General features: G+C 38.1%; 11 protein-coding genes. 2 read left to right on the top strand and 9 right to left on the bottom strand.

Translation table 11 applies throughout. From position 1 onward, the window contains the following. Nucleotides 1-3 precede the first annotated feature (3 nt). The 3 genes from BWI92_RS07660 to BWI92_RS07650 form a co-directional block, all read right to left on the bottom strand. Nucleotides 4-378, bottom strand: coding sequence for a BlaI/MecI/CopY family transcriptional regulator (locus BWI92_RS07660; protein WP_095161546.1), 375 nt, complete (start codon nt 376-378; stop codon nt 4-6). A 507-nt stretch (nt 379-885) separates the two neighbouring features. After that, on the bottom strand, nt 886-2,661 hold the full coding sequence (locus BWI92_RS07655; protein ID WP_095161544.1) for a DNA polymerase III subunit gamma/tau: 1,776 nt from the start codon (nt 2,659-2,661) through the stop codon (nt 886-888). A 395-nt stretch (nt 2,662-3,056) separates the two neighbouring features. Continuing rightward, nucleotides 3,057-4,328, bottom strand: a complete 1,272-nt coding sequence (locus BWI92_RS07650) for a glutamate-5-semialdehyde dehydrogenase (protein WP_095161542.1) — start codon at nt 4,326-4,328, stop codon at nt 3,057-3,059. A gap of 283 nt (nt 4,329-4,611) precedes the next feature. Here BWI92_RS07650 and BWI92_RS07645 point away from each other — a divergent pair, with 283 nt between their 5' ends. Then, on the top strand, nt 4,612-6,240 hold the full coding sequence (locus BWI92_RS07645) for a glycosyltransferase family 39 protein (RefSeq protein ID WP_095161540.1): 1,629 nt from the start codon (nt 4,612-4,614) through the stop codon (nt 6,238-6,240). 61 nt (nt 6,241-6,301) lie between these two features. On the opposite strand, the gene BWI92_RS07640 is transcribed toward BWI92_RS07645, so the two are convergent. From BWI92_RS07640 to cmk, 3 genes are all read right to left on the bottom strand, one after another. Next, nucleotides 6,302-9,559: a hypothetical protein gene (locus tag BWI92_RS07640; RefSeq protein WP_095161538.1), complete on the bottom strand. Its 3,258-nt coding sequence runs from the start codon at nt 9,557-9,559 to the stop codon at nt 6,302-6,304. A gap of 129 nt (nt 9,560-9,688) precedes the next feature. After that, nucleotides 9,689-10,783, bottom strand: coding sequence for an FAD-binding oxidoreductase (locus BWI92_RS07635; protein WP_095161536.1), 1,095 nt, complete (start codon nt 10,781-10,783; stop codon nt 9,689-9,691). A gap of 196 nt (nt 10,784-10,979) precedes the next feature. Continuing rightward, entirely contained in the window at nt 10,980-11,666 is a 687-nt protein-coding gene (cmk, locus tag BWI92_RS07630; RefSeq protein ID WP_095161534.1) for a (d)CMP kinase, read from the bottom strand. 112 nt (nt 11,667-11,778) lie between these two features. Between cmk and ade the strand changes: the two genes are divergently transcribed. Further along, complete coding sequence (gene ade / locus BWI92_RS07625; protein WP_095161532.1) at nt 11,779-13,425, top strand: adenine deaminase; 1,647 nt, start codon at nt 11,779-11,781, stop codon at nt 13,423-13,425. Nucleotides 13,426-13,736: 311 nt separating this feature from the next. Here ade and BWI92_RS07620 read toward each other — a convergent pair whose 3' ends face one another. The 3 genes from BWI92_RS07620 to BWI92_RS07610 form a co-directional block, all read right to left on the bottom strand. Continuing rightward, nucleotides 13,737-14,462, bottom strand: a complete 726-nt coding sequence (locus tag BWI92_RS07620; RefSeq protein ID WP_095161530.1) for an alpha/beta fold hydrolase — start codon at nt 14,460-14,462, stop codon at nt 13,737-13,739. A 235-nt stretch (nt 14,463-14,697) separates the two neighbouring features. Next, on the bottom strand, nt 14,698-15,957 hold the full coding sequence (gene clpX / locus BWI92_RS07615) for an ATP-dependent Clp protease ATP-binding subunit ClpX (RefSeq protein WP_095161528.1): 1,260 nt from the start codon (nt 15,955-15,957) through the stop codon (nt 14,698-14,700). 251 nt (nt 15,958-16,208) lie between these two features. After that, entirely contained in the window at nt 16,209-16,916 is a 708-nt protein-coding gene (locus BWI92_RS07610) for an ATP-dependent Clp protease proteolytic subunit (RefSeq protein WP_095161526.1), read from the bottom strand. Nucleotides 16,917-17,251: the final 335 nt, after the last annotated feature.

The raw sequence follows: 17,251 nt of genomic DNA, 5'->3' as shown, positions 1-17,251 counted from the left end.
CTCCTATTTCTTCATACTATTGATTAAGTTCAAAATTTCGTCGGCTTCTTTTACGTCTATTTTTCCTTTTTTAGAAAAGAAAGAAAATAAACTTGAGAAAGAATTTTCGAAATAGCCCTCAACCAATTTTTCGGTTGCAAAGGTGCTGTATTGTTCTTTGCTCACCACCGGAAAATACTCATGTGACTTGCCATAGGCCTTATGGCTCACAAAGCCTTTTTCCTGAAGAATTCTAACAATCGTTGAGACGGTATTATAAGCAGGTTTTGGCTCTGGTAGATAATCTAGAATATCTTTTACAAAGCCTTTTTCGATTTGCCAAAGCACCTGCATAATCTGCTCTTCGGCACGAGTTAACTCTTTGTCTATTTCTTGCATAATTGTAGTTTATAAGTTGTATGCAAAATCAATTTAGCATTCTGGAAACGAGCAAATTGAGATAAAGCCACCAAAGGCTCATAGCTGATACCCGCCTGCCAAAAGATATTTTCTTTTTGCTTTATGACTTATAATTAGATACCTGTTGTTTGAGTACTCATGTTTTAATGAGTTGAAGTTAAAACTAAAATTTTAGTTAAACAACTATTTGATTAGTTTTTTTTCAAAAAAGAAGAAAGAATAGGAAATTAGGAATGAAATGGTGGTTGTTTTTAGTAGGTAATATTAGAACGGTACAAATAGAAATAAAAGGAAGTTATTAAAAAGACTTATCATCAGAAGAGTATAATCAATTTGTATTGTAGCGCTATTCAGTTTCTTATCTTTTAAAAAATTGTATAGTCCGATACTAGGTATCGGACTATCGTTTGTTTCAGTTTCTAAACTGTTTAAAAAAATTACTAGTTCAAGACTAAGTCTTGAACTAGTAATTTTTTGTATTAATCCTTAATAATCATAATCTAAACCTAAAGCATTTCTCAAATCGTTGAGTGCTGGGTTCTTATTGGCTAGAAACTTAAACTTTTCGGCTTGGGTATAAATCATAGGTTTCTCCTCCTCTTTCAAAATCGATACCTCAATATGAATCGTACTATTTTGCATGGCTTTACGCAAATGCGTAAGTACTTCTGTACGCAATGCCGTGGTCAATAGTTCTACTTGAATTTCGTTATCAACAGCCAAATGGATTGTGGTTCCTTCTAGCGTAAAATCCCTATTAAGAATTACAAACTCGCTGAAGCGTTCACGAGATTCGAGCCATTTCACGAATGAATCCCATTGTACTTTGAGTTGTTCTTTGGTAAAAGTCTTATTTTGAACAACCTGCTTTTCTTCTAATACAGGCATGGGCGCCGAAGATACTTTAGGCGTTTCTCCAACGGGTTTTCCTAGATTAGCAGTACTTTTTAGTCCCCCAAGATTTACTTTTGGAATAGCACCTACAGGTACAGGATTAGTCGAAACAGAACCAGCCGAAGCATTATTTGGTTGAGAAGGCACAGCGCTAGGAACCTGAGACGAGGCCGTTGGCGCACTGATAGGCTGCTGAACTACAGCAGGACTATCGGTACTAGGCTTTCCCGCAGCCCCACCCTCCACAGCAGGGAGTGCACTCAAATTGAGCACATGCGGAATATGCGCCAATTTAAGTAAAGTGATTTCTACGTGTAATTTTTGGTTTTTGGCTGATTTATAATTCAAATCACATTGAGAACCGATACTCAATCCTGATGCCAAAAACGAAAAGTTTGCTTTAGCCGACTGCTCCAGATATTTTTGCTGAACACTCTCTGAAACCTGTAATAATTTTACCGTTATAGGGTCTTTACAAACCAATAAATTGCGGAAGTGCTCCAACAAACCCACCACAAATTGATGCCCATCAAATCCCTTTTTCAATATTTCGTCAAAAAGTAGATAAGCCTCTGCTACCTTCGACTCCATGAGGGCGTCGGTCATTTTGAAATAATAATCATAATCCAAAATGTGTAAGTTTTCTAATACTTCGGCATAGTGCAAAGTATTGTCCTTAGAAAAAGTCACATTAAGGTCGAACATCGAAAGCGCATCACGCAAACCACCATCGGCTTTTTGTGAAATCAACTCGAGGGCACTCCATTCGGCAATGATCCCTTCTTTGGCTGCAATATTGGCCAGATGTTGCGTCATATCCCCGATTTGAATACGATTAAAGTCAAAAATTTGGCATCTCGATAAAATCGTAGGGAGGATTTTATGCTTTTCGGTCGTTGCCAAAATAAAAATAGCATACGCAGGTGGCTCCTCAAGGGTTTTCAGAAAAGCATTGAAGGCACTTGTCGACAGCATGTGCACCTCATCGATGATATAAATTTTATATCGTCCCGACTGAGGTGGATAGCGCACTTGGTCGATTAGATTACGAATATCATCGACCGAGTTATTTGAAGCCGCATCTAGTTCATGAATATTGAAAGATGCGTTATTTTGAAAGCTTTTACACGATTCGCACTCGCCACAAGCCTCCGCTTCATGCGTAAGATTCTGACAGTTAATAGTTTTTGCAAGAATTCTTGCACAAGTAGTTTTACCAACACCACGTGGTCCACAAAACAAAAAAGCCTGAGCCAAGTGGTTGGTTCGGATAGCATTTTTGAGAGTAGTTGTAATATGAGATTGACCCACTACGGAATCAAACAAAGCAGGGCGATATTTCCGAGCCGAGACTACGAAGTTTTCCATAGATGCAAGTTAGGAATTGTAAGACGATTTGACAAACGAGGGAATCAAAAACATGAGTCATCTTTAATTGAGTGATTTGCGATTGAGTGCATGAGTGATTATGCTAATTTTACTTGTAGGGACGTAATACTTCACGTCTGGAGCCTAGTTATTTTTTGTATTACAGAATTAAAAAAGGCGTTCGAAAAGCTAATTTCGAACGCCTTTTTTAAAATTTATAGAATCATCCTAATTTCAAGATAATTCATGGTCGATATTAAGTAATCGTGCGTTTTTTATTTTAGGGACAAGGCAACAGGCACGAGGCAAAGAGTGTTAAAATGTTTTTATTAACTACAGCCATGCTTTTTTACAAAGCCCACCGCCGAAAGCCCAAAGCCCAAAGCCTTAAATGCTTACCATCTTACTTGACCATCCCCTTCTACAATCCATTTTTCAGTCACAAGCTTCTCAAGTGCAAATGGTCCTCTGGCATGGAGTTTTTGAGTTGAAATACCAATTTCGGCTCCTAATCCAAACTGTCCTCCATCGGTGAAGCGTGTAGAAGCGTTGGTATACACTGCGGCGGCATCTACTTCTTGCACAAATCGTTTACAAAGGTCAGTATCTTTTGAAAGAATCGCCTCCGAGTGACGAGAAGAGTATTTACTAATATGGTCTAATGCCTCTTCTAAGCCTGAAACGACTTTGATAGAACATTTATAGTCTAAAAATTCACGTCCAAAATCTGCTTCTGTTGCTTCTTGTAAAGATTTAAAACCTGCTTCAGCTAAGATTTTATAAGCTATGCTATCAGCAAAAACTTCTACATTCCATTTATTAAAACCTTCTATTAAGGTTGGTAAAAATGTATCAGCTATCGCTTCATCTACCAACACGGTATCCAATGAGTTACATACCGAAGGACGAGATACTTTGGCATTAACTACTATTTCGGTTGCTTTGGCTAAATCAGCTGTTTTTTCCACATAGGTGTGACATACGCCAGCACCCGTTTCGATAGTTGGTACTAAAGAATTTTGACGTACAAACTGAATCAATGACTCTGATCCACGAGGAATAATTAAATCGACAAATCGAGTAGCAGTCAATAGTTCTTTGACAAATGCACGGTCGGTTGGCAATAACGTAATAGCGTCTGTATTTACTCCAAATTCACGCAATACATCATGAATAAGACTTACCAAATAGGTATTGGTATCAAAAGCATCAGAGCCCCCACGCAACACCACGGCATTACCTGAGCGGATACAAAGTGCAGTTACATCAACGGTTACATTTGGACGAGATTCGAAAATCACCCCAACAACGCCCATTGGTACTGCTATTTTTTTAATTTTTAAGCCATTTTGAAGTTCTTTTGACAAAAGTAATTCACCAGTAGGGTCGTTTAGATTAGCGACATCCTTCATACTTTCAGCCAAATCGGCAATACGTTTTTCGGTAAGCATCAAACGATCGTACTTGGGGTCTGCGGGGTCCATGCGTAACAAGTCTTGGGCATTTTCTACAATAATTTGCGTTGTATTGGCTACCAATACCTCTGCCAAACGATAGAGAATGTCCTTTTTTTGTTGGTCGCTAAGTCTTCGGATTTCTGCCGAAGCCGCATGCGTCTTGGCCAAAATTGGCACAATAGACGTTAGTTCGATGGTTTCAAGTTGCATAAATTGGTTAACATTAATTTTAAATCAAATTTCGTAAAGATTTTCTAAAACTCCTCTTAAAATCTAGAAATAAGCGAGTACCAACATCGTTCGACTAGTTTAGGAAGCATTCATAATCTCCTTTATTTTCAAGTGTTTTGTTCACTTCATTGTAGTAATAGTCTCAACGTATAATATCTTTGCAATTCGTAAATCTTTATATCAGTACGAAATATTTGGGAGCAAGAATCTTCCACTTTAGAACCAAGTAATTCGTAGGATCAGTCTATATACTTACACTTTTATGCTAAAAAATCATACGACACTAAGTAAGTCTATTATCGCTTTATCAAGTCTTATTTTTATCTTTTTAGGACTCTACAAGTTGCAGTATTTCGGATTGGAATACGACGAAACACTATTCATTAATGCCTCACTCGGTGACCTTGATGGAGAGACCTTTGTGATCTATAAGATTAAAGATTGGGTGGTGCTTTGTTACCTCTATATTGGTGCGTTGAAAGCATGGATTTATATGCCAATATTTAAGATTTTTGGCGTAAACGTACTAAGTGTTAGGCTTCCAATGCTTTTATTAGCCTGTGTCAATTTATGGCTTAGTTATAAAATTACGGCAAAGTATTTCAACAAAAGTATCGCTCTTGCCACACTATTGGTACTGTCTCTCGATTTAACCTTTCTGACGCTACAAAGATTTGACAAAGGTCCTTCTTGTATCGAAATGTTTATCAAGCTGATCATCTTACTATGGTTAACGTATCCGAACAGTCATTGGTTTCGCTACGGCCTGACCGTATTTTTCTTGATGTTTGTTGGGGTCTATAATAAATTTAATTTTATCTGGTTTACCAACGCCGTGTTCGGGGTGTATGCTCTCCAGCAACTTCCGAGTGTTATGCCTATCTTAAAAAAGTTAGACTTCAAAAGTCTGTTTCAATCTAACTTTTTCCGTTATAGTGCAGGATATATGGTATTTGTTTTTCTTTTTTTATTTACCTTAAAACAACTTCATATCGATGGTCAAGGAGGAGGATTGACACTCAGTTTTTTAAAAGAACGGCTAATATTTTGTTTCAAAGAAACCAAGTATTTACTTTTACAAAACAGTATTTTCAAGGTTTTTGGCTGGAGTATCGCAGGAGTTCTTTCTTCTACAATCATGAACCTTGTTATTCTCAGCTGTGTGCTGATTAATGTTTGGTTGTATTTGAAAGGGCATATATCCTTTCATTCGTCACATACTCAAGCTCTTTTATTGATATTATTGATTTTTCTACAATATATTATTACCTCCGCTGCCACTCACGTTTGGCATAGTTTTGTAATGTATCCTATGCTTCCTATCGTCATACTTAGTAGTTTTTATGAATTGGGGAAATACGTAGGTGGATTAGTCCCCTTTGTTGGAATCACAACCCTTGCTACGGGGTGGAATATTTTCACGAATGTGCTTTTTTTCCAAAATATCAATCATGAAAGCTGCGTAACTGAAATTTTTATTCCTGAAATCAATCAATTGATTGAATATGTTGCTCAAGACGAGCATCGCTTGGTTATCTCTACAGATTGGGGTACACATACCCAGCTATTGGGTGTTGACAACAAAAGAAATACGTTTTCAGAGCCTTATCGATTGTTTCCATATCCTTCTGAGCTATCGAAATGGTGGGTCAAAAATCAAAAGTTTTTCAATGGATCCAAACCTGTGATTATTGTACAAGCCATAGCAACAGATATTGCTAAAAAAACACGTTATGACTACAATGTGACCATGGAAGAGAAAAAATCAGAAGATTTTCTTCATTATTTAGAGCAAAAGGGAGTCAAGATTTGGCCTACGAAGCTTATCAAAAACCCCTGTGGAGATAGATTGTTTCAGATTTATGAAGCGAGAGTTCCTAAGGACAAGTAATAAAGAGCATAAAAAAGGGACTTCAATCAGATTGAAGTCCCTTTTTTATGCTCTTTATTTACTAGAAATCATATCCCAAAGTCAGATACGAAATTGGCGCTTTTACCTCTTTGTTTTCTAAGCCCCAGCCAACATCGAACTTAACAAAGTATCCTAAAATAGTTGTTCGTGCGCCAATGCCATAGCCCACTAAGAACGGACTACGGAAGTCGGTAATAGTTGCTCTAAATGGAATGTTTTCACCATTGGCGATTTGGGCAGGCGTAAGATTTGGCAACACATACGTATTAAAAGCATTTCTACGAGAAAAAGGACCAATACCTGTCCAAGCAGTACCTACATCGGTAAAACCTGTTAGCTGTAAGTTTTTAAAGAAATTAGAATAGATTGGCCCCGAGTACAAGTATTTCGCAATTGGGAAACGCACCTCGGCATTCAGAGCCATAAAGCTACTACCCGAAATCTTGTTCATATTAAAACCTCTCAGCGGCGTTGCGTAATCGAGAAAGAACAAATCTTTTTCGATACTACTTGCGGTAAATGGATTATTTTTATTGTTGGTAGCCTCATAAGTACGACCAATCCAGTTGTCGGCACCTCCCATTATTGTTGCTTTGGGCGCATTTCCAAAAGAATGTCCACCTGCTCCACGAAATGCCAAAATCGTTCCTTTGCCAAGACGGATATAATGACGAATATCTACATTAATTTTTTCAAAACCATCAGAAGCCGACGTTACACCTGTGTAATGATCATAGCGAACTTTGAATCGTGTTCCTTCTAATTGATTTAACCCATGACTAATCGTATTATCGTACACATACTCAGCTCTAGCACCTACATAATCCGCATTGATTGTTGGCAAATATGGCGCAATCACACTTGTATTTAGGTCAAACTCATAATAACGAGTCGTAATAAAGTTAGTTGAAACTGATACTCTTGAGTTGGTATTAATCGGATACGCAGCGGTAAATGCTACCTTGTTCAAACGGTATTTTATATCCTGTATCTCACCATCGTCGCTGGTAGTTCTTCTATCGAATCTTACTGAGTAATCTATTTTCTGTGCCAAGTAAGAATATTCTGCCCACAAATCTGAATTTTTTAGATTTGGGGTTAAAAACAACCCTGTTTTCAACAAATGATTTTCCAACAAATCATTCATCTTTAGGTTGGCATTCAATCCAAATCCTCTTTGTGGTAGTGGGTCAACGACAAAATCGGTTTCTGTACCATTTACCACAAAAGCATTATTGTAGTCGGTAGGTCCTTTGATTTTTATGTTATCTTTTCTGGCCTGTTTTGATGACAAAATTCGTTCAGTACGAGTTTTTCTATCATTCTTCTTGTCGGCTGTGTTAGAAGCAGGCGCTTTGGCTGTTGTATTATCATCAAACTGATAATTATCGGTATCTATTTCGCCAGGTAAAAGTTTGATACTTGGTTGAGTCAAATTCTCTTTGGGTGTTTCTGTAGGTTTGGGAGCAGTGTTGGGAGCTTTCACTGTATTTACGACTGGTGCGCCAAACAACCTTACATTACGATTGGTAAATGGGATATTAGATTTGATACTCAAATCTGCATTTTTTTGGTAAGCGATTATATCTTGATTATTATCGATGAAGCGATACACCAAGCTATTACTTGACAAGGCATAATCAAAACTTATAATATCAGTACGGAAAGCACTAACTAAATTAGGCTCATTTTCTCCTGCAATCAATTTATAGATGTTACGAATACCTTTTTCATCACTCAGAAAATATATCGTATTGCCATCGGCAACTACTGGGTGAGAGATATTACCTAATGAATCAACAAGTACCTTTACAGTCTCAGCTTTAGGTTTTCCTTCATGCAAAAACAATTTGAAAGGATTTGTAACAGACTTATGCGTGCCTTTATCTACCTCCAATGAGTCCTTCAAACGATTGGATACAAATACGACTTTTCCTGCACTTCCAACAAATTGAGGATTCAAATCGTCATACAGGTCATTGGTCAATTGGCTAACTGAAGAACGGGCTACATCTAGCAAAAACAAGTCATTCTGCCCTTTACTTTCAGCACTAAATACAATTTGAGTTCCAGCATCCGAAATATCAAAATCACTGATTTGGGCAAAATTCTTTAATACTCTTTTGGTTTGTAATTTACCTGATAAATCTTTTTCACTAATGTCCGAAAACAAATACAACACCATGTCTCCACGGTCTTCAAAAATTACCGCCAACGAACCACCTTTTGTCCAAGATACTAATGGCAAAGTATGGTCAATCGACTGGTTGAGTGTTTTGAAGCCACTTGACAGGATGGTTTCGGTACGTTTTGTTTTGAGGTTAACCACCTCCACACTCGAACGACCCAAATCATTGCGGGTCAAAGCCAAAAAGTTACCGTCTGGACTGATTTTAAATTGATTAAGGTGGTTGGGAGCATTCAGCGCTTGTTGTCCTATCTTAAAATCATATTGTGGGAGGGTATAATTGGCGATTGTAGCTTCGGCATTGCTGGTATAAAACTCTCTCCATTCTTTAAGAAATCTAGAAAAAGGCATTCCTAGGGTACTCGAAATAGAGGTTTGTTCATTACGAATAATACGGGTAAGGTTGAGAATATTAGAGATATTTTCACGCCCATAGCGCTCTGCAATGTAGTTCCAAACCGATTGACCAATCAAGCCTGCTTCACGCCCAGCCGTTTGACTAGGGCGTTTGATAAACTTATTGATAATGGCGTCGCTCATGTACGAGTCCAACTCGGTACTCCAACCCTCAGCAATATATTGAGAAATACCTGAAATAAACCACTCTGGTACGCTCAACAACAAGGAGTTTTGCAAAGATTCTTTGATACTTCCACCATACAACATATCATGGATAAACACCCTTGAAATCTCACGAGTAAGTTCTTTACGAAACGTTGCTGCACTTCCCGAGTACGCTATTTCGATACGAGATTTTGCCAAATTCTCTTCACGAATCTCTTTTTCGCTCGACAAGCTCAATCCCACATTACTTTGATTAAGGTCAGAAGTAGCGTTATACACAAAAATCTTTGTGCGGTTAAAAGGAGAATAGCCCAAAACGTCGGTAATACGGTCGAATTCAGATTCGGCCATTTGAATCGCTAATGTTGCATTCTGCTGACCACCTTCATAATAATATACTTCAAAGTTTTGTGTACTTAAAACTTTCCAGTGAAATGGGCGGTATTGAATTCTATTTTTCCCAAACTGCTCCTGTGTAGGAAAAGTAGTTTGGGCATCAGCATAAAACGAGGCTAGCAGAGATAGTACTAGTATAGTTTTTTTCATTGTTGATTCAGCTTGGGTATTGTTGCTACGAAAAGCTTAAAATTATGTGGTATTAGAGAACCAAACTTATTGGATTATCCTTCACAAATCCAAGCTTAGCGCATATTGCTTATCGCCTAGAGTAACTTCTTAAGATTGCTTTTGGCCTAAATATAACGAACCAAAACGATTTATATTGACTTCTGAGTCAAGTTCTTTTTTATTGACCAAAAAGTCAACAAATTGTTCGGCAAAATATGGCGCTAATGAAACACCTTTTGAACCTAATCCATTAAATACCCCCAAATTGGTATGTACTGGATGTAAACCCACAATGGGACGACGGTCTTTGGTAGCAGGACGTACCCCTGCGAGTTGCTCCTCCACTTCAATGTCTGCCAACATGAGCTTATTGTATTTTTCCAATAGGTCGGCTCTTCCTTTTTCGGTTGGTATCCAATCCAAGTCGTGCCAACTGTAAGTAGCGCCAACCCTTGCTCGTCCGTTGGGAAGTGGTATCACAAAGACGCCTTGGTTAACCATTTCTTTCAAGGAAATTTCTTCTTTAAACTTTACTCGAAGCACTTCTCCTTTTACGGGGTTGAACGGCAACCACGAAAAATAAGGGTTATTACGTCCGTAAAAACCTTCACAAAAAATTAATTTATTGAAGGTCAGCGTCAATTCGCTATTTACTTGGTAAGTATTGTTTTCAAGATGAAGACCCTGATAATCGAATAAGTGTTGCAGCAAACATTGTTTTTTTTCAAAATATTCTCGAAAAGCATCCAACATCAGAGGCAGTTCTACCCATCCAGAATGATCTGTCATTACTCCTCCAAGCTCACTTTTCACCACACTTTTGAGGGATTCGTCGGGTGTATGATATTTTCCAAAATCGCCATAATTGGCAACAGCCGTTTCTTGCAAAAGAAAATCCTTTACTTCTTGATTAGGAAACGGACGAAACATCTGCATCGGATGAAAGAAGTTTTTCCCTAACTCTTTTTCCAGTTCGGTATAATATGTTTTGAGAAAAGGAAAAATCGTATCCGCCAACCATGTTTTTACGAGTTTACGTCCAGTAACAGGGTTGTAAATGCCAGCAGCAACTCGCGAAGATGATGGTTGTTCGTAATTGTCCAATACCATGATTGAATACCCACGCTTTGCCAAGCTATACCCTAATAAAGACCCCGCAAGTCCTTGTCCTACCAATAAATAATCGTAATGTTTTGTTGTCATTTCTAAAGTATTAGACCTAGAAAAAGGTTTTTCTCTTCACAGATAGTCGCTATTGACTACATTTTTCTCAAAAACTAAAAACCATTGATACTGAAAACTTCTTGACTATTCAGCATCAATGGTTTGGTAATTTAAAGTAATAACTATCAATCGTATTGTATGGTTTTCGAAGATTATATTGTTCAATATTTTACTATTAATCTAGGAGTGCCACTCTTGCATCGTGCAACTGAATCACAAAGTCTACTTGTTCTTCTAAAGTCATAAAGGAGGTATCCATCAAAATAGCATCCTCCGCTTGTACCAATGGTCCCTCTTCACGAGTAGAATCGATAATATCTCTTTTCTTGAGGTTCTCTAAAATTTCCTCGAGGTCAATCATCTCTCCTTTTTGCAAAAGCTCCAACTGACGTCTTTCGGCACGAATCACTGGGTCGGCCGTCATAAACACTTTGACTTCGGCATCAGGAAATACTTTTGTTCCAATATCACGACCGTCCATTACTACACCACGACTTTTTCCCATTTTTTGTTGTTGGGCCACCATGGCTTTTCGTACGATTGTGATAGCGCTTACTTCGCTTACCATTTGCGAAATATACATCTTACGAATTTCACCTTCCACATTCAACCCATTGAGGTACACATCGCTTGCGCCACGGTGCTCGTTGAACTGAAATGAAATATGAATCTCGCTCAGTGCCTTTTCAATTTCCTTGGGATTTGTAAGGCTAATATGATGCTCATGAAAATACAAACTAACGGCACGATACATCGCACCTGTGTCAATAAAAGCGTATCCTAATTGAGCTGCCACGCGCTTTGCGGTGGTGCTTTTTCCACAACTTGAATAGCCGTCGAGAGCAATAATGATTTTCTTCATTGAATAGATATTTTGTACAAAGATAAGTAACTTGAACCAGAGTTGAGAGAATCACAAAAGTTGATTAAACTCATTTACTCTGTAAACATCTGAATATCAAAACCATACTCTTATGCAGATTCAAGCAAACCTCATCAACATACTTGATAAAAATATTTCTTACTGTCAAATTACGATTGAAGGCGGTTATATCAAAGAAATCATTGAATTAGCTTCAACTCCCCAACCCAATACACCTTATATTCTCCCAGGTTTTGTGGATGCACACGTGCACATCGAAAGCTCAATGCTTACACCAGTACAGTTTGCCAGACTGGCGGTGGTACACGGTACTGTTTCGACAATCTCGGATCCACACGAAATTGGTAATGTCTTAGGAGTAAAAGGCGTGGAATACATGATTGAAAATGCCCGCCAAGTACCTTTTAAGTTTTGTTTTGGGGCACCCTCATGTGTTCCTGCTACCACTTTTGAAACTGCGGGAGCAACTATTACACCCGAAGATATTGCCTATTTATTTGATAACTATCCAGAAGTTGGTTATTTGGCTGAAGTCATGAATTTCCCTGGGGTATTAAACGGAGACCCCGATATGTTGTCTAAAATTAGCTTGGCACAACATTACAACAAACCCGTAGATGGTCACGCCCCCGGCTTGAGAGGAGAAGCAGCCAAACGCTATATAGAAGCTGGTTGTCAAACAGACCATGAATGTTTTACAGCCGAAGAGGCACTCGATAAACTCAAATATGGCATGAAAATCCTGATTCGTGAAGGGTCTGCAGCCAAAAATTTTGATGCCTTAATTGGACTATTGCCTGAGCACTACCACAATATGATGTTTTGTTCAGATGATAAACATCCCGACAATTTAGTGGAAGGGCATATCAACGAGCTAGTGAAGCGAGCATTGGCATTATATCCAGATTTATTGTTTGAGATTTTGCAAGTAGCTTGTGTCAATCCTGTATTGCATTACCAATTGCCAGTAGGCCTGTTGCGAGCAAACGACCCAGCCGATTTTGTGTTGATAGACAACCCTATTGCTTTTAACATTTTGGCGACCTATTTGAATGGTGAAAAAATTGCAGAGCATAGAGAGTCATTTATTCAAAATCTTAGTAGTGAAATACAAAACCAATTTAGTTGTTCGTTAAAGACTTCTGAAGATTTTGTAGTAAATGCGCAAAATCCTGATAATGCTATGATTAAAGTCATAGAAGTACTAGATGGACAATTGATAACTTTGAAGTCTGAGCACCAAGCGAAGGTCGTAAATGGTGCGATTGTTTCGGATGTTGAGCGAGATATTTTGAAAATTGCGGTAGTAAATCGCTATAAAGATGCCTCTCCAGCGATTGGTTTTATAAAAAATTTCGGATTAAAATCAGGCGCTATTGCCTCGTCTGTGGCCCACGATTCGCATAATATTGTGGTAGTTGGCGTCGACGAACAAGCCATATCTGATGCTGTAAACCTAATCATTGAGGTACAAGGTGGCGTATCAGCAGTGTCGGGTGACGGACAAAATAAAATACTTCCATTACCGATTGCTGGACTTATGTCAGGAGAAAATGGCTATGATATAGCAAATAATTATTCGGAAATTGATAAATATGCAAAACAATTAGGAACCAACCTGAAATCACCCTTTATGAGTCTTTCATTTATGGCACTCCTAGTTATTCCAAATTTGAAGCTTTCAGACCTCGGCCTTTTTGATGGCGAGCGCTTTGAGTTGACATCTTTGGAAGTATAACTTCATCGAAACAAAACTAAACGTTAGCCATTTTTTCTCTTTGGCTTAAAAATTCAGGATATTGAGTTAAACTGGAAAGCTGCTTCAACAACAATAGATGCGGACAAAATCAATACAAAACTTTTCTGGGATAAATTCTAATCTCATATAATTGCACAAACAGAAAAAGCTGGCTCGAAAGAGTCAGCTTTTTCTGTTTGGCAATTATTGGGCTATTGGCTTTCAGCTATGAGCTATCGGCAATAAATTTCTCACGAATTCATGGAGGCTATTCCGCCTAATGCCTAAAGCTCTATCGAGTAACATATAACCTACTTCAACAAGAATTTCTTGATAAATCTTACACACTCTTCTGGCTCTTCGTACATGCCCATGTGCCCAACAGTATCGAGTACCAATGAGCTCGTATTGCCTGCCAAAGCCAATTGCTCAAGTGCATCTGCCACAGGAATACTTTTATCTTTTTTGCCAATAATCATCATCACAGGATACTTGGCATTGGTTAATACCTCTCTACGATCTGGGCGAATACGCATTGCATCCATAGCCACCATCAAGGCTTCCACTGGTAATTGAGACGAATAGTCGATATGCTTTTGTACTACCTCTGGGTTTTGAGCATTAAACTCTTCGCTATAGAGATTTGGGGTAAAGTTTTTGATAAAAACCTCCGTCCCATACGTTTTCAAGAAATCAACATTTTTCAAACGTAATGCTTTCCTTTCGTCCGAATCGCTATAAGCTGTGGAGTGAAATAGACCTAATCCAGTAATCATGTCAGGGTACTTCTCAGCAAATGCCAAAGCGATATACCCTCCCATCGAGTGCCCAATCATAGTGCATTGGCTTACCCCGGCATCTTGTAACTGTTTTGCTACAAAATCGGCATAATCTTCCATTGTTTTCAAGGATGTTTCCTTGGCATAATCTGGCGTAAATACCAGTAAACTCTTTTGTAAGTAAGGGACTATTCCCAACCATACGGTCGAGTCTTCACCAAACCCATGTAATAATACTACTACTTTTTTCTGTATCATATCCGTAATGTTTTGAGAATAATTGAATGGCTATTAGCTATTATGGATTGGGGATTTCTGATTTCGGAAATATGGAAAATACCTTCGCTCTTTATAAAGTAGCATTTGAGATGCTAAAAAGAGATTATGAATTTGAAAAAACTCAATCCTAATTTTTTTCCCAAAAGCACAAAGCTAATATTACTATATAACAAAAAATCCCCAAACAATGTGTTCGGGGATTCGTAATTTATTTTTATGCAACCTTCTTCATTCTATGCAAAGCCGCTTTTTCAAACTTAGAGCGCGCATATTCAAGTGTTACATTAAATTCTTTAATTTCATCTTGAGAAGGTAGCTCAAACATCGCATCGGTGATAATGGCTTCACAAATCGAGCGCAAACCACGAGCCCCTAATTTAAACTCCATTGCTTGTTCGACAATATACAACAAAGCGTCGTCATCAAAATGAATATCGATATCTTCCATTTTGAAAAGCTTTTCATATTGCTTTGTAATTGCATTTTTAGGCTCTTTCAATATCGAAAGTAATGTTTCTGCATCCAATGGATTCAATGAAGTAAGCACTGGCAAACGTCCCAACAATTCAGGAATCAAGCCAAATGATTTTAAGTCTTGAGAAGAAACATAACGTAACAAATTCTGTTCGTCAAATTCATCCACAAAATTAGCACCTTTCTTAAAACCTACTGGCTGAGTATTCAAGCGATTAGCAATATGGCGTTGGATACCGTCAAATGCACCACCACAGATAAACAAGATATTCTCGGTATTTACCGCAATCATTTTTTGCTCTGGGTGCTTACGACCTCCTTGTGGCGGGCAGTTTACAACAGCCCCTTCCAATAGTTTCAATAGCGCTTGTTGTACTCCTTCACCCGATACATCACGTGTAATTGATGGGTTGTCGGACTTACGTGCAATTTTATCTATTTCATCAATGAAGACAATACCCATTTCGGCTTTAGCAACATCATAATCTGCTGCTTGCAACAAACGAGTCAGGATACTTTCTACGTCTTCACCCACATAACCTGCTTCGGTAATCACAGTAGCATCGGCAATACAGAAAGGTACTTGAAGCATTTTGGCAATCGTACGAGCCAAATACGTTTTCCCTGTTCCTGTTTCACCTACCATGATGATATTAGATTTTTCAATCTGTACATCATCATCCGTTTTAGGTTGCATCAATCTTTTGTAGTGGTTATAAACAGCTACGCAAAGGTGTTTTTTTGCCTCATCTTGTCCAATTACATATTGGTCAAGATACTTTTTCATCTCAATCGGCTTTACCAATTCGAAGCGAGCTCCACCTTTCTTTTTGTCACCCTTAAAGCTACGTGACGAAGGATTAGCTTCTTGCTGCACTACCTGATAAGCCTGAGTGACACATTCACTACATACATGACCCTCCATACCTTGTAATAGCAATGGCACATCTTTTTGGCCACGACCACATAGCGTACAATGAGGCTGTTGTTGTTGTTTCATTCTATGTAAAAAATAAGAGAGTTGTGTGATTGTTACTATATCTCAACTCTTGTAAAATACAATTTGAAAAAGAAGGGTTCCCACAATGGCAGTTGTTTCAACGTACTTCAGGCAACTGTTTGGTTCAACCATTCACAAAAGTACTGAATTTATACTAAAAATGCTTACCCCTATCCTAAAGGAGTAAGCATTTATATGGTGATTTACGTCAAAAGCAAAATTTTCGTAAATCAACAAATATGTCCAATCAACTACGGTTCGCGAGTAAGAATCTCATCGATTAAGCCATATTCTTTAGCTTCTTCAGCACGCATCCAGTAGTCACGATCAGAGTCACGTTCGATTTCTTCAAACGATTTTCCTGAGTGTTGTGCCAAAATATCATACAATTCTTTACGAATTTTTACGATTTCGCGAGCTGTAATTTCAATATCACGAGACTGACCTTGCGCTCCACCTGATGGTTGGTGAATCATAATACGTGCATGAGGAAGAGCCGAACGCTTACCAGCTGCACCACCAGCCAATAATACAGCACCCATCGACGCCGCTAAAGATGTACAAATCGTAGCTACATCAGGGCGGATATACTGCATAGTATCATAAATACCCAAACCAGCATATACCGAACCACCTGGGCTGTTGATATACATCATAATGTCTTTACGAGCGTCTGTCGACTCCATAAACAACATTTGTGCTACAATGATATTAGCCATATAATCATCTACAGGAACACCCATAAAAATAATACGGTCCATAATCAAACGTGAGAATACGTCGATTTGAGCAAAACGCATTGGGCGCTCTTCAATGATATATTGAGTCATGTCTTCAATAAATGGACGGCTCTGCCCACCTATCTGATTCATGTACTGATCTACTGCTAAGCCATTCAAACCTCTGTGATGAACAGCATATTTTCTGAATTCTTCTGAACTTAAATCTTTGTGAAACATAATTTTATAACCGTTATTTTAAACTGTAAACTTCAAAATCTGTAAAATGGTTCGAGGCACATTGTCGTTGAACTTTCAAGTCATCTTACAGTGTTTTGCAACTAAGAGGTAGTTCTTTTAAACAAAGATGCAAAATCTATGAAAAAATCCTAATCAGATTTTCAGATAAATTCTCGGAAAATACGATTTCGCATGCTATTTTTTTTGTATCTCAAAAAGTATTTAAAATACCTTCTTGTAAATCAAAGGATTATATAAATTGAGCTATTAGATTAATTAGTCGAAGGTAAAGTGGATATTTTTTCATAAAATTTTACTCGACTAACCAAATTTAT

The sequence above is a fragment of the Flectobacillus sp. BAB-3569 genome, assembly GCF_002270355.1.
GTDB classification, from domain to species: Bacteria; Bacteroidota; Bacteroidia; order Cytophagales; family Spirosomataceae; genus Flectobacillus; species Flectobacillus roseus.
The sequence above is the reverse complement of the archived record's forward strand: the minus strand, read 5'-3'. Positions and strand labels throughout refer to the sequence as shown.

What these genes read in the sequence shown, in the direction of transcription:
- BWI92_RS07635 (WP_095161536.1), bottom strand. Translation starts at nt 10,783, where the DNA reads ATGACAACAAAACATTACGATTATTTATTGGTAGGACAAGGACTTGCG.
- BWI92_RS07610 (WP_095161526.1), bottom strand. Translation starts at nt 16,916, where the DNA reads ATGTTTCACAAAGATTTAAGTTCAGAAGAATTCAGAAAATATGCTGTT.
- cmk (WP_095161534.1), bottom strand. Translation starts at nt 11,666, where the DNA reads ATGAAGAAAATCATTATTGCTCTCGACGGCTATTCAAGTTGTGGAAAA.
- ade (WP_095161532.1), top strand. Translation starts at nt 11,779, where the DNA reads ATGCAGATTCAAGCAAACCTCATCAACATACTTGATAAAAATATTTCT.
- BWI92_RS07655 (WP_095161544.1), bottom strand. Translation starts at nt 2,661, where the DNA reads ATGGAAAACTTCGTAGTCTCGGCTCGGAAATATCGCCCTGCTTTGTTT.
- BWI92_RS07645 (WP_095161540.1), top strand. Translation starts at nt 4,612, where the DNA reads ATGCTAAAAAATCATACGACACTAAGTAAGTCTATTATCGCTTTATCA.
- BWI92_RS07660 (WP_095161546.1), bottom strand. Translation starts at nt 378, where the DNA reads ATGCAAGAAATAGACAAAGAGTTAACTCGTGCCGAAGAGCAGATTATG.
- BWI92_RS07640 (WP_095161538.1), bottom strand. Translation starts at nt 9,559, where the DNA reads ATGAAAAAAACTATACTAGTACTATCTCTGCTAGCCTCGTTTTATGCT.
- BWI92_RS07650 (WP_095161542.1), bottom strand. Translation starts at nt 4,328, where the DNA reads ATGCAACTTGAAACCATCGAACTAACGTCTATTGTGCCAATTTTGGCC.
- clpX (WP_095161528.1), bottom strand. Translation starts at nt 15,957, where the DNA reads ATGAAACAACAACAACAGCCTCATTGTACGCTATGTGGTCGTGGCCAA.
- BWI92_RS07620 (WP_095161530.1), bottom strand. Translation starts at nt 14,462, where the DNA reads ATGATACAGAAAAAAGTAGTAGTATTATTACATGGGTTTGGTGAAGAC.